Annotated in this window: 9 protein-coding genes, 1 pseudogene and 1 CRISPR repeat array; of the genes and pseudogenes, 6 read left to right on the forward strand and 4 right to left on the reverse strand. The window is 51.2% G+C overall.

What is annotated here, in order from left to right; translation table 11 throughout:
• The 4 genes and pseudogenes from MVC73_RS08890 to MVC73_RS08905 all read left to right on the forward strand — a co-directional run.
• A pseudogene (locus MVC73_RS08890) lies at positions 1-649 on the forward strand (hypothetical protein); the annotation flags it as partial.
• A 122-nt stretch (positions 650-771) separates the two neighbouring features.
• Positions 772-1,524, forward strand: coding sequence for a sulfide-dependent adenosine diphosphate thiazole synthase (locus tag MVC73_RS08895; RefSeq protein WP_297509911.1), 753 nt, complete (start codon positions 772-774; stop codon positions 1,522-1,524).
• 4 nt (positions 1,525-1,528) lie between these two features.
• Positions 1,529-2,812 carry a bifunctional hydroxymethylpyrimidine kinase/phosphomethylpyrimidine kinase gene (gene thiD, locus MVC73_RS08900; RefSeq protein WP_297509914.1) on the forward strand — a complete coding sequence of 428 codons (1,284 nt, stop codon included), beginning with the start codon at positions 1,529-1,531 and terminating at the stop codon, positions 2,810-2,812.
• 38 nt (positions 2,813-2,850) lie between these two features.
• Entirely contained in the window at positions 2,851-4,776 is a 1,926-nt protein-coding gene (locus MVC73_RS08905; protein ID WP_297509917.1) for an ATP-binding cassette domain-containing protein, read from the forward strand.
• Here the strand turns inward: MVC73_RS08905 and mrtA are convergent.
• Positions 4,716-5,318: a CPBP family archaeomyxosortase MrtA gene (mrtA, locus tag MVC73_RS08910; RefSeq protein ID WP_297509953.1), complete on the reverse strand. Its 603-nt coding sequence runs from the start codon at positions 5,316-5,318 to the stop codon at positions 4,716-4,718. The genes MVC73_RS08905 and mrtA overlap by 61 nt on opposite strands.
• 2 nt (positions 5,319-5,320) lie before the next feature.
• Complete coding sequence (locus MVC73_RS08915) at positions 5,321-6,208, reverse strand: peptidylprolyl isomerase (RefSeq protein ID WP_297509956.1); 888 nt, start codon at positions 6,206-6,208, stop codon at positions 5,321-5,323.
• Positions 6,209-6,319: 111 nt separating this feature from the next.
• Here MVC73_RS08915 and cysS point away from each other — a divergent pair, with 111 nt between their 5' ends.
• Together cysS and cas2 are read left to right on the forward strand one after the other, a co-directional pair.
• Complete coding sequence (gene cysS, locus MVC73_RS08920; protein WP_297509994.1) at positions 6,320-7,750, forward strand: cysteine--tRNA ligase; 1,431 nt, start codon at positions 6,320-6,322, stop codon at positions 7,748-7,750.
• A 6-nt stretch (positions 7,751-7,756) separates the two neighbouring features.
• Positions 7,757-10,879: direct repeats of the CRISPR family, unit length 30 nt; unit sequence GTTTCAATTCTCCTAAAGTCTTATTGCAAC.
• Positions 10,880-11,392: 513 nt separating this feature from the next.
• Complete coding sequence (gene cas2, locus MVC73_RS08925) at positions 11,393-11,650, forward strand: CRISPR-associated endonuclease Cas2 (protein ID WP_297509960.1); 258 nt, start codon at positions 11,393-11,395, stop codon at positions 11,648-11,650.
• Here the strand turns inward: cas2 and cas1b are convergent.
• Together cas1b and cas4 are read right to left on the reverse strand one after the other, a co-directional pair.
• Positions 11,647-12,627 (reverse strand): type I-B CRISPR-associated endonuclease Cas1b, encoded by a 981-nt coding sequence (gene cas1b, locus MVC73_RS08930; protein WP_297509963.1) that lies wholly within the window; start codon positions 12,625-12,627, stop codon positions 11,647-11,649. The genes cas2 and cas1b overlap by 4 nt on opposite strands.
• 9 nt (positions 12,628-12,636) lie before the next feature.
• Positions 12,637-13,116, reverse strand: coding sequence for a CRISPR-associated protein Cas4 (gene cas4, locus MVC73_RS08935; protein ID WP_297509997.1), 480 nt, complete (start codon positions 13,114-13,116; stop codon positions 12,637-12,639).
• Positions 13,117-13,205 lie beyond the last annotated feature (89 nt).

Consider the following 13,205-nt stretch of genomic DNA (forward strand, 5'->3'; position numbering starts at 1 on the left):
TGGGGCCGGAGTTAGGGGAAGTGCTGTATTTGCAAAGTATCAACTCTATAGAGTTGATTATGTTAACGGAGAAGTCTGGAACAAGAAGCCTCTAGACACCTACGCTTATGTGGTTCTTGGAAAACCTGATGAAAATGACATGCATTTAAGGAAATTCGTTGAAGCAGGATGGCCAAGTAGAACTGGTGGGCCAATGAGCAGAACCATGTGGTTTGTACATTGGTATTGGGATACTAGAGGCAATATAGAGAGCACGGGAGGAATCCTCACCAATACCTACTACTTTGGTCACAGGGTAGACACCCTTCCACTGTTTTCGGCTTCGGCGCCGGTATTGGGTGTTATTGGAAGTGGAAACACAAAAGTTGCACCTTTTACCTTGGCGATTGGTGTGGGATTAACCAAAGAAACAAGAACGTCTTCATTGGTCAGCCTCTCATTAGCACTAAAAGAAACGTACAAAGACACCAACGTTCGTCTCACGATGTACTCCAGCAAGGTTAGGTTTGAGTACAAGGGCAGGAAATATCCCCTCACGGGAATGTTTGGTGATATCTTCATACCTGGGAGTTCAGGATACAATCCTCCCTGTGATCCACACAATAGGTACTGTCCCACAGAGAACCCTGAAAACCCAACAGGTCATTGATTTCCACTATCCCTTTTGATTTTATTATGATCTAAAGCTGATTTCTAAAACCAATTCATAACAAGGTTTTTAAATTCCAAAACTCAGTTTTGACAGCGGCTTAAAGGTTTTGGGTGATTGCTATGAAGGAGGTCGAGATAAGCAGGGCGATAGTCGAGGCATACTTCAACGATCTCCTTGAGAACCTTTCGCTGGATGTTGCCATTGTAGGTGCCGGTCCCTCCGGAATGGTCGCCGGCTACTACCTGGCAAAGAATGGAGCGAAGGTGGCGATATTTGAGAAGAAGCTCTCAATAGGAGGCGGAATCTGGGGCGGTGCAATGGGTTTCAACAGGATAGTAGTTCAGGAGGAAGCGAAAGAAATCCTCGACGAGTTCGGGATAAACTACAGACCCTTCAAAAACGGCCTCTACGTTGCCGATGCCATAGAGACTGCAACCACTATAGCGAGCAAAGCTGTGAAAGCTGGTGTGAAGTTCTTCAACATGATTGAGGTCGAGGATTTGGTTGTTAAGGAAAACCGCGTCGTCGGAATCGTCATCAACTGGACGCCGGTAATGATGACGGGCCTCCACGTTGACCCCCTAACCGTCGAGGCCAGATTCGTCGTCGATTCAACGGGCCATGACGCTCAAATAAGCCAGCACCTCCTCAAGCGCGGGCTGATAGAGAGGATTCCCGGCGAGGGGCCTATGTGGGCCGAGAAGGGCGAAGAGCTGACGGTGAAGCACACGAGGGAGGTGTTCCCTGGCCTCTACGTCACAGGCATGGCGGCGAACGCTTTAGCTGGAGCGCCGAGGATGGGGCCGATATTCGGTGGTATGTTCCTGAGCGGGAGGAAAGCGGCCTTTGAAATTCTCCAGAAGCTGAGGTGATGAAATGGCCGTTTTGATTATAGCGGGCCTCGACACGGGGGGTGGAGCCGGTTTAAAGGCCGACATCGAGACAGTTTCAGCCCTGGGTGAACACCCACTTCCCGTTCTTACCTCCATCACCTATCAGAACCCCGCGGAAGTAAGAGGTTATCACATCCTCCCACCGGGGGTCGTGAGGGAGCAGATAAGGGCCGTCAAAGGCCACTTCGAAATCAGAGCAGTCAAAATCGGAATGCTTGGTAACGGAAAGGTAGCAAAGATTGTCGCGGAGGAGACGGGGGGTCTTCTGAGGGTTTTTGACCCCGTCATGGAATCGAGCACCGGTGCAAAGCTCGTGGACTCGGTTGACTCCGTCAAGACGCTCATCCCGGGTTCAATAGTCACTCCCAACATCCCCGAGGCGGAAGCGCTGAGCGGAATTAAAATCCGCTCGGTCGAGGATATGAAAGAAGCGGCAAGAATAATCGCTGAGGGACTTGAAGTAGAGGCCGTCGTTGTCAAGGGCGGGCATTTAAGCTACACGGACGTCCTCTACTGGAAAGGTAAGTTTTACGAGTTTCCCGGGGAAATGGTGGAGGGCTTCACCCACGGGACCGGCTGTGCTTTTTCCTCTGCTCTGGCAGCGTTCCTTGCTAAGGGGTTTAAGCTTCCAGAGGCCGTTGAAAGGGCAAAGCGCTTCGTTGAAGGCTCAATAAGGTTCTCGAAGGCTGAAGCCAGAGCCGTTAATCCCCTCTGGGAGCTTGAGAGGGACGCCCACCGCTGGAGAGCTAGAGAAGAGCTTGAAGAAGCCGTTGGAGAACTCGTGAAGCTCGGCGAAAAGCTGAACCCCCACATCCCGGAGGTGGGAACGAACTTCGCCTTGGCGACGCCTTTCAACGAGGTCTTTGCCGTGAAGGGTAGGATAGTCCGCTACGGAAAAACGGTTAAGCCCGTCGGCCCGGTTGAGCTCAACGCCAGCGACCACCTGAGGAGGGCTCTCCTAAAGATGCGCGAGTTTTATCCAGAAGTCACGGCCGTTCTTAACCTCCGCTATTCGGAGGAACTCGTCGAAAAGGCCAAAAGGCTTGGCCTCGTTGTCTCCTTCTACAATAGAAGGGAGGAGCCGGAGGAGGTGAAGAGGGCCGAGAAGGGAACTATGGAGTGGGGGATAGAGAGCGCCGTGAAAAGAGCCGGTAAGAGGCCAGATTTAATCTACCACCTTGGAGACTGGGGCAAGGAGCCGATGGTTTTGATCTTCGGGAGAAACACCAAAGAGGTTGTTGAGAGGGTTGAACATCTGCTGGGCTAACGTTTTAACTTCTTTTTCCTATTCTCCCCGGTGGTTCCATGCTCGTAAGGGGAAAGGTTGCCGGTAGTGAAATCCCGCGCTTCAAGCACCGGTGGTTTGGGGTTCTTGACGTTGAGACCAATACCGGAACCTACAGGCTCTACATGACTGGAAACGTTGCCCAGTGGTTTCTGACCGGAGACGAAGTTGAGATAGAGATAACTGATAAGCCCAGGGAGAAGGAAGGCTTTAAAGTCCTCGACTTCGACGATTACAAACTCTGGAAGTTCTACAGCGGGGAGAAGGTCTTGGTATGGCCCCTCTGGGAGAAGGACGTCGAGGCAAAGCGCTACTCGCCTTTAACGGGTGAGCTGCTCTACACCTACAGGATAAGGGCTAGGGAAGCAAAGTACGAGAGCGATTTCGAGGCGATAGCCGAGCTTGAGCAGTATCACTACGCCAGCCAGAAGGAGAAAGTGGCCCTCTGGCGCTGTGAGAACGGTCATATCTTCGAGGCCAACACGAGGGAGAAGTGCCCAGTCTGCGGGAGCGAGGACGTTCACATTCTGGAAATCAAGGGCTCAACTCCAGCATCGCGCTTCCTGATTCTTGAGCTCGTCGAAAGGGAGGAGTACGAGCCGAGGATTCTAAGCTACGTGAGAGTTGACCCGCCGATACCGCTGATGCACCGCAGGCTTCCAAACGGGGAAGTGGAAAAGAACATCCGCGAGAAGGTTTTTCCTGAGGACTGGTTTCATCCGGCCTTCTGGCCCGAGCGGATAATGAAGGAACTCTACGAGGAACTGAGGAAAAAGTACGGGAGGAAGGTGGCGCGCTCCTACCTCTGGGAGCAGGCGAAGTGGCGGGCTTTAGCAGAGACCAACACCGCTGGGGCTAGGATTGCCAGAGTAGTCGTCCATCCCGACTACCGCTCCGACGGGCTGGGCCAGCTGAGCGTTAAGTCGGCCCTCGAGTGGATAGCCGAGAGGAGAATCCCTGAGATGAGGAAGAGGAAGCACATAGTTGAAACCATAGCCCAGATGGCGCGCTACAACCCCTTCTTCGAGAAGGTCGGCTTCAAGTTCCTCTGGGAAACTGCCAGCGGAAGGCCGGTCCTCTTCTACCCGCTCACGGACGAAGCTAAGGAGTACATCGAGCGCTTTTTAAGGGAAGACCCCTACGCCCCCAAAGATGGGAGGCTGTGGCGCCCGAGCTACGGGAAGGTTGAGCCCCTAAAGGGCCCGATAGTTTTCAGGAACGTCTCAAAGGTCTTCGAGAGCGAGCTGGACATCAAAGGCCTGCCCGAGGAAATACAGGAGCTTTTGAAGGCCTTTGGTGTAAGGCACCGCGTCATCCAGAGGCCCGTTTTGAGGAACCTCAACTTTGAGATAAAGCCCGGCGAGCTGGTTGCTGTTGTCGGGGCAAGTGGGGCTGGAAAAACGACCCTGCTGAGGCTCATTCTCGGCTCGGCCAACGGCTGGTGGGAGGAGCGCTTCAGGCCCACGAGCGGAGAGATAGAGGTGCCCGACAACGCCAGAGTTTCCGTCATGATTCCGGGCGAATTTGAGCCAGTCTTTGGCTCGGAGAGCATCCTTGAGCACGTTTACAGGAAGATTAAAGACCTTAATGCAGCGGTTGAAGTTCTCAACAGGGCGGGCTTGAGCGACGCCGTTCTCTACAGGGCGAAGTTTTCCGAGCTGAGCACTGGACAGAAGGAGAGGGCAAAGATAGCTTCGCTTTTGGCCGAGAAGCCGAACCTCCTCCTCATAGACGAGTTTGCGGCACATCTCGATACGCTTACGGCCATGCGCGTTGCCAAGAAGGTCGCCGAGATAATCCGCGAGGCCGGGATAACGGCGCTGATAATCACCCACAGGCCGGAGGTCGTTAAGGCCCTAGACCCGGATAAACTGCTCTTCGTCGGCTATGGAACCGCGAAGCTGGAGGCGCATAGAAAATCAAAGAACGCCGAGCCGAGCCAGTGAAGGAGAAAACTTGGGAGGAAGCTCTCCCCTTCCAAATCCATTTTTGCAAAGATTATCCCCGCTATGAACGCGTAGGGCACCTCAATCCCCGGTTTTCCGACGTGGACGAGCGTGTAGGGGATATCCTGGAGGAGTACAGCGAGCCATTCATTTTTTCTAGCGAGGGGGAAGAGGAGGAAGCCCCTGTAGAAGGCCTCGTGGGCGAGCATTATCAAACCCATTCCGAGCTCGCCGAGCAAAAACGTCGCGACTCCAGAATACGGGAAGACCGGGTAGTAGTTTCTCATTGACGGAATCGTTGCCCCGTAGATGCTCAGCGGGATGGAGAGAATGAAGAGAAGGAGGAAAAGAACGAGCCCCCTCCTCTTGGGCTTTGAGAGGCCGACCTCCTCTGGCCTGTAATCGAGGGCCGTGGAGACGAGTAAGGGAACGAGGAGATAAGCTACCAGAACCACCGCAACGTGGCCCCAGAAGGTAGTCCTGACCAGCCAGGGGACTAAGCTCAGGGGGAGAAGCAAAAGAAAGAGGATGTAATCCTTCATGCTCACTCCTTCTCAGCCTGCTCCTCGGTTTCCACCTTCTTCTCTTCGGCTTCATCACTTTCCTCGCTTTCTTCAGCGTTCTCTTCATCCCCTTCCTCTTCAGTTGCTTCCCCGGCTTTTTCCACCTCTTCCTTCTCCTCTGCTCCCTCTTCGCTTTCGGCCTCCTCTTCCTCGCCGGGTGGCTTTAGGAGCTCCTCAACGCTCGGCTTGAAGGTTATCTCCTCGTAACCGAGGAACTTGAGGTCGCTTTCGAGGAGTATCTCGCCGAGGGCCAATGTGCCCCTGTCGGTCTCGTCGAGAACGGGTGTGAAGTCAACCACCACGTCCTTCTCGCCGACCTCTATGATGACCTTGTTGGCATCAACCCTCGGGAGGCGGAGCTCTATCATTGCCTTGACCTTCTCTATCGGGTCTTCGATTTTCTCAACGACCTCGACCTCGTAGATCAGATGTTTTCCAGCGTAGGGGTGGTTGAAGTCAACCCTAACGCGACCACCGCTAACGGTCAGAACCCTTCCCTTGAGCTTCCTTCCGCTCTCGGTCTCTATCTCGACGGGCATGCCCGGGAAGGGGACGAGCCCACTCTTCCTGAACTGGCCGAGTGTGAAGGTCTTGATGAGCTTCCTGTCCCTCTTTCCGAAGCCCTTCTCGGGCGGAACCTCAATTTCGTACTTCTTGCCGACCTCAAGACCCTCTAAGGCTTCATCGAGCCCTTTTATAACGTGGCCGGCCCCAACTGCCACGGGAACCGGGCCGTAAACGCCGTCCTCCCTGTAAATGCCAGCCTTCTTCGCTATTTCCTCATCGGTTGTGTCAAAAATCTCGCCGGTCTCCTTTATCCTGCCGGTGTAGCGGAGCCTTATGACGTCTCCTTTCTCAACCTTGACCATGACTGCAACCCCCTTTTTCTGTTCTACTCCCTCTTTGGAACTCGGTTTTTAAGCTTTCCCGACGATAACCTAATAAAACCGCCCCGCCACTTCCCTTTGGTGATGGAGAAAATGGCCATCAGGGTTTACAACACCCTCACCCGACAGAAGGAAGAGTTCAGGCCCCTCAGGGAAGGCGAGGTGAGAATGTACGTTTGCGGCCCGACGGTTTACGATTATCCCCATCTCGGCCACGCGAGGACGTACATAGCCTTCGACGTTATACGGCGCTATCTGGAGCACAGGGGCTACACGGTTCTCATGGTGATGAACTTTACCGATATAGACGACAAGATAATAAAGAGGGCCAACGAGACCGGTGAAGACCCGAAGGAGCTCGCCGAGAGGTTTTTGAGGATATTCCTTGAAGACATGGAGGCTTTGAAGGTTAAACCCGCCGACGTGTATCCCCGCGTTACTGAGCACATGGACGACATAATAGAGTTCGTGAAGAAGCTCCAGGAGAAGGGCTACGCCTACGAGGGAAGCGACGGGGTTTACTTCGAGGTCAGGAAGTTCAGGGAATACGGCAAGCTGAGCAAAATAAGGCTGGAAGACCTCGTTAAAGGGGCCCGCGTTGAGCCCGGCGAGGGGAAGAAAAATCCCGAGGACTTCGCCCTATGGAAGAAGGCCAAGCCCGGTGAGCCCAAATGGGAAAGCCCCTGGGGAGAGGGGAGGCCGGGCTGGCACATAGAGTGCTCCACGATGAGCAGTAAATACCTCGGCGAGAGCTTCGACATCCACGGCGGGGGAAACGACCTCATCTTCCCGCACCACGAGAACGAGATAGCCCAGAGCGAGGCCTGCTTCGGCCACGAGTGGGTCCGCTACTGGCTCCACACGGGCTTCGTCATGGTTGATGGGGAGAAGATGAGCAAGAGCCTCGGGAACTTCGTCACCGTCAGGGAGCTCCTCCAGAGATACAGCCCCGAGGTGATAAGACTCTTCGTTCTGCAGAGGCACTACCGCTCGCCCCTCGACTACACCGAGGAGGGCCTGATGCACGCCAAGAACAACCTTGAGAGGCTCTACAACACCCTTGAGAACATCCGCGTGGCGATGGAAAAGGCCGAGATAGCCTTCAGGTGGGAAAAGCCCGAGTTCGAGGCCTACGAGGCCATAAGAAATGCCAGGAAGAAGTTTTACGACGCGATGGACGACGACTTCAACACCGCCGAGGCCCTCAGGGCCCTCTTCGAGGTCAGCAACGCGGTCAACCGCTATCTAACTCTCGTCGAGAGGCCAAAGGAGAGCATCCTGAGGAAGGCCCTTGAGTTCTTTAGGACTGCCGGAGAGGTCTTCGGTCTCTTCGAGGACTACTTCCGCGAAGAGAAGGCCAGCAACGAGGAAGCCCTGATAAAGCTCCTCGTAGAGGTTCGCGCCCAGCTAAGGAAGGAGAGGAAGTTCGAGCTAGCGGACAAAATAAGGGCCGAGCTCAGGAACCTCGGAATCCAGCTTGAAGATACTCCAGAGGGAACCGTGTGGAAGAGGATAAAGGTCTGAGGTTTTCTTTTTATTCTCCCAGAGTCCTATTGCAACGGCTATTGTGCTTAAGAAGACCATAACGGCGTCTTATCGTTTCAATTCTCCTAAAGTCTTATTGCAACCCAGTTCTCGCTCTATGACCTCGACGCGCTCGTATTCGTTTCAATTCTCCTAAAGTCTTATTGCAACATTTCTAACCTTATCCGAGAGGCTATGACCAAGTTCGTTTCAATTCTCCTAAAGTCTTATTGCAACGGAGCATGGACAGTAAGCCTCGCCATCCAGCCCGGAGGTTTCAATTCTCCTAAAGTCTTATTGCAACGTTTCAGGTGGGAAAACTTCAGCGTTTGTATAAACCTGGTTTCAATTCTCCTAAAGTCTTATTGCAACTCATTATAGTGGAGTATGCTCTTTTGCTTGTTGCCAAGTTTCAATTCTCCTAAAGTCTTATTGCAACGAGAAAGCTAGGATACCCTGTAGAGACCGGTAAGTTTCAATTCTCCTAAAGTCTTATTGCAACTTTTACACCGTAGATGACCCAGAAGACCTCGCAGAGGCCCTGTTTCAATTCTCCTAAAGTCTTATTGCAACTCGCTATTGAGCTAATAGATAAGAAGTTTGACAAAGTTTCAATTCTCCTAAAGTCTTATTGCAACCAGCCTCACCGGTTTATTATAACACCAGTCGTAATAAGTTTCAATTCTCCTAAAGTCTTATTGCAACCTCTGCCCTGATGCGCCTCAGATAAGCCCTCTCCTCGTTTCAATTCTCCTAAAGTCTTATTGCAACACTTATTTCTATCACCGAGTACATTTCCAAGTAAACCTGGTTTCAATTCTCCTAAAGTCTTATTGCAACTGATGAACGGCTCCTTGTCCTGCAATGTCGTAACGCAGTTTCAATTCTCCTAAAGTCTTATTGCAACATTGAACAGATATCGGGACACTACAAGGAGCTTATCCCGTTTCAATTCTCCTAAAGTCTTATTGCAACTTGGTGTTTATTGTGCCGACTATGTGGGCATTCCTGCTGTTTCAATTCTCCTAAAGTCTTATTGCAACTTATCGAGAGAGCAGGAAACCCGAACCGCTTTAGCGTTGTTTCAATTCTCCTAAAGTCTTATTGCAACTCCTCTTAGCCTCATACTCGACCACAAAGACTCCATAGTTTCAATTCTCCTAAAGTCTTATTGCAACGAGGAAGAGGATTATTGGCGTTATGTCGTAGGCCTCGTTTCAATTCTCCTAAAGTCTTATTGCAACTTCGCCACGGAGGAGGATATAAAGGAGATATTCTCAGGTTTCAATTCTCCTAAAGTCTTATTGCAACGTGGGGGGAGTACCCGTTTTATCCTCTCCAGTATATCCGGCGTTTCAATTCTCCTAAAGTCTTATTGCAACTACCCAGTGAACACGTACCCGCGCACATAAAAGTCCGTTTCAATTCTCCTAAAGTCTTATTGCAACTCATGAGGAAGGAATGAAGTGGGAGCTTTGACTTTTAGTTGTTTCAATTCTCCTAAAGTCTTATTGCAACGAGGTCGTGATGGCCGTAACGCTCCTTAGGAGTGGCGCTTGTTTCAATTCTCCTAAAGTCTTATTGCAACCTCCTTGAGCTTCGCAATGTTACGGTAAACCGTCGAGGTTTCAATTCTCCTAAAGTCTTATTGCAACCCAAGATTCAGCACCTCAACAGCGACAACATCACAGGTTTCAATTCTCCTAAAGTCTTATTGCAACTGCGGTATGAAGGGTTTCGGCTCCTTTCCTTCTTCATCGTTTCAATTCTCCTAAAGTCTTATTGCAACGTGAAACAAAAGAAGCCCGACTTTGATGACCAACTCGTGTTTCAATTCTCCTAAAGTCTTATTGCAACCTAAGATGGGCTTGTCTCTGAGAAAGTGACCCTTCTTGTTTCAATTCTCCTAAAGTCTTATTGCAACGCAAAGATGCCCGGAGCGAGAGAGCGGGCCACCGCATGTTTCAATTCTCCTAAAGTCTTATTGCAACAAGCCGAAGAAGTCTGGAGTGAGTCAGGATCACATCAGTTTCAATTCTCCTAAAGTCTTATTGCAACACAAGAAGCTCAAAGAGAAGCTGGTTGATCTCGCCAGTTTCAATTCTCCTAAAGTCTTATTGCAACCGCGGCCCCCGTTGACCTTTATCGCTTGGCCATTACGTTTCAATTCTCCTAAAGTCTTATTGCAACTTGGCGTAGGGTGTTCGCCAACTCACCTCCACATGTTCGTTTCAATTCTCCTAAAGTCTTATTGCAACATACCGGAGGGCTATTGCGGAAATGTGGAACTTGCCAGTTTCAATTCTCCTAAAGTCTTATTGCAACGTTTTGTGGATCAATCTCAAACCCATCCCACCAGCCAGGTTTCAATTCTCCTAAAGTCTTATTGCAACTTCCACTCAGTTCCTTTTGGAATTCCAGAGTTCCATTGTTTCAATTCTCCTAAAGTCTTATTGCAACCCGACAACCCGGCGTATTCGTGCTCTGACGAGCCGGTTTCAATTCTCCTAAAGTCTTATTGCAACTTGCTAAGGGCTATGTTGGCCTTGGTGTACCATCTCCGTTTCAATTCTCCTAAAGTCTTATTGCAACCTGACCTCGGCGATGTCCTCCTCCGAGAGCTCGCCAAGTTTCAATTCTCCTAAAGTCTTATTGCAACTGACATGGACCGGCTGGGCCCAGGCCCGGAAAATCGTTTCAATTCTCCTAAAGTCTTATTGCAACCCTGCTATACCCCACTTCCCAGCCCCTGCCCGTTGCGTTTCAATTCTCCTAAAGTCTTATTGCAACGAAGATGCGAAGTTGGCCGCGAAGCTTGCCTTCCAGAGTTTCAATTCTCCTAAAGTCTTATTGCAACCGGGCTTTGGGGGGGAGGTAGGTCGCCGACCCACCCCGTTTCAATTCTCCTAAAGTCTTATTGCAACACAAGGATTCTGCCATAGACCATGCCATCACAGAGCAGTTTCAATTCTCCTAAAGTCTTATTGCAACCTGAGGGCCCAGCCGGGCCCGATGGGGAGGCTGGCGCCCGTGTTTCAATTCTCCTAAAGTCTTATTGCAACCGGGAAATGGGCCTGCTTTGAATTTTCCCCACTCTTCGTTTCAATTCTCCTAAAGTCTTATTGCAACAGGGCGACTTTTTCCTCCGTTCGCCCAACAGAGAAACAAAAACACTCAAATCTTATAAGCTTTTTCTTGGAGGGGCCTAGAAAAACCCCTGAAAAGCTTCTGTTATCACCCGCTGAAGCTCAGGAATTTAACAAAAAGCATTTTCTCATCCGGTTTTCTTGAATGGACATTGTTGTCCACAAGACTCCCGGGGCGCTGAAAGGGGGTGAAATTAGCTGAAATCCACTTTAAACCTCGCGATATAAAAACGGACACATCTTCACCCGGAGAGTGTGCATTTCCGCCCGTCTCCGTCCCCCATCAAAAACTCCGCAAAAATTTCGTTACAAAATATGACTAATAGCGTAACTTACTGTTAGATAATAACCAAAAGTTATTAAAAACTTCCAGAATCTCCGGAGGAGGTGTTTCCCAAAAAGAAGCCATTATAAGCGAAGACTTTTGGTTTAAGACCATCTGAACGTGATACAGAAAAGTCTAAAACCTCAGCGGCCTACTTTATTTGGTGGTGGGATGTACATCATCATCGTCTACGACGTCTCCGTCGAGCGGGTGAACAGGGTGAAGAAGTTCCTTAGGCAGCACCTTCACTGGGTCCAGAACAGCGTCTTCGAGGGCGAGGTAACCCGGGCGGAGTTCGAGCGCATAAAAGCCGGCCTGGAAGAACTTATAGATGAGGATGCAGACTCCGTTGTCATCTACAAACTCCGCTCGATGCCCCAGAGGGAAACAATGGGGGTGGAAAAGAACCCGCTGGGGGATATTATCTAAAACCACGCTACCAGCGGCTCGTACTCCTTAATCCCAACGAAGTGCTTTATCAACTTGTACGCTTCCAGCCTTATCAGCCTCTGCTTGGTGACGTTCTTCTTCAGGCCCGGATGCTTAACGCTCTTCGCCAGCTCTCGGTTGTAGTGCTCTAAGACGAGTTTCATGCCCTCTTTTGTGAGCAGGACACCGTTGAGCTCGCTCCGGAAGTGTTCTTTCCTAATTATCCTCTGCTTTACTAAGCGAGTCGCTATTCTGTCCGCTATAACCGGCTTGAATATTTCGCTCAGGTCCAAAGCCAGGGAAAACCTCCTCTCAGCAGGCTCGTGGAGGTAGCTCACCGTCGGAACCAGCTGGGTGTTGTAGAGTTCGCTCACGATGGTCGCATATAAACGGGAATTGAGGAAGCTTATGAGTGCGTTCATCTCGTTCCCCGGCGGCCTCCTTATGCGCTTGACTATCTTAAAGCCCTCCGGCAGGTGCCCGTCCCAGCAGGAGTAATAGCTCTGCCTGATCCTCGCCTCGACGTTCATGACGTCGGTTATTTTGTGGGCTTTCTCCAGTTCGCCCAATAGTTCCCCAAGCTCCTTGTCAAAGCTGTCGGCGACCTTCCAGCGCTTTAGGTTCCGCTCCATGTTGAGAGCCGAGCCTTTGACAAATAATTTAGCAAGCTTCAGTCTCTTCTCCCTGCTCAGGTAGTGTTCGGCCTGTTTTATCACAAGGTCTCCGGAGTGGAGCTTTTCCCTCGGATAGAAGCTGCCGTCATAGTGGCCGTAGTGGTTGAAGAAGTGAACGGCAACTCCTCTCTGGGCAAGGAAATGTAGTGCCTGAGAGCTTATGTTCACATGCCCATAGACGTAGATGTCGTATATCCCCTCGACGGCGAGAGGTCTCCTCCCGCTGGCGTTCTCGAAGTATAGAGTGTTCTCCCTCCGGAAGAGGTTCCCGTCCGAGAAGAGGGTGAGGGAGCGTTTTCTCATACTATCACCTCAAACCCAGCACAGCTCGTAGTAGGCGCACTTTTTGCACTTCTTTGATTTGACCGGCTCCGGCGGGGCCGGCAGTGATTTCACCCTCTGAACCTCGCGTATGGCTTCCTCCACTTCCTCCTCGCGGCCGTCCAGCGTTACCTCCTTCGTCTCGTTGAGCTTGGGGTAGTGGAGAACCGCCTTTGCTTTAATGCCGAGCCGCTTGAGATAGTAGATGTAGTAAAGCGCCTGCATCTCGTGGGCCCCCTCCATCGACTTTCCGAGCTTGACCTCGTGAACCTCTATGACGTCTCCCTTCCGGATGAAGTCTATCTTTATGCTCCCTATCTGGACTTCTTTCTCCTCGTTGGCGTAGCGCCTCTCGTGTAGGAACTTTCCGAGGTCAACCCACTCGCTTTCTTGCTCCATCGTGATGCCGTGTGAGAAATACCAAAGCTTTGTGGGGCAGATGAAGAGGTAGTTGATTTCAGTGCCCCCGATGAGAAGGTCGGTGAGGGGGTATTCTTCGGTTAGGTTCGATTGAGAGTTACAGTTTTCGGTGTAATTCCTGCTACAGTTGGTGGTGTTAC

The sequence above is a fragment of the Thermococcus sp. genome (assembly GCF_027052235.1).
GTDB lineage: Archaea > Methanobacteriota_B > Thermococci > Thermococcales > Thermococcaceae > Thermococcus.

Coding starts and splice junctions, on each gene's coding strand:
- MVC73_RS08895 (WP_297509911.1), top strand. CDS start 772: ATGAAGGAGGTCGAGATAAGCAGGGCGATAGTCGAGGCATACTTCAAC.
- thiD (WP_297509914.1), top strand. CDS start 1,529: ATGGCCGTTTTGATTATAGCGGGCCTCGACACGGGGGGTGGAGCCGGT.
- MVC73_RS08905 (WP_297509917.1), top strand. CDS start 2,851: ATGCTCGTAAGGGGAAAGGTTGCCGGTAGTGAAATCCCGCGCTTCAAG.
- mrtA (WP_297509953.1), bottom strand. CDS start 5,318: ATGAAGGATTACATCCTCTTTCTTTTGCTTCTCCCCCTGAGCTTAGTC.
- MVC73_RS08915 (WP_297509956.1), bottom strand. CDS start 6,208: ATGGTCAAGGTTGAGAAAGGAGACGTCATAAGGCTCCGCTACACCGGC.
- cysS (WP_297509994.1), top strand. CDS start 6,320: ATGGCCATCAGGGTTTACAACACCCTCACCCGACAGAAGGAAGAGTTC.
- cas2 (WP_297509960.1), top strand. CDS start 11,393: ATGTACATCATCATCGTCTACGACGTCTCCGTCGAGCGGGTGAACAGG.
- cas1b (WP_297509963.1), bottom strand. CDS start 12,627: ATGAGAAAACGCTCCCTCACCCTCTTCTCGGACGGGAACCTCTTCCGG.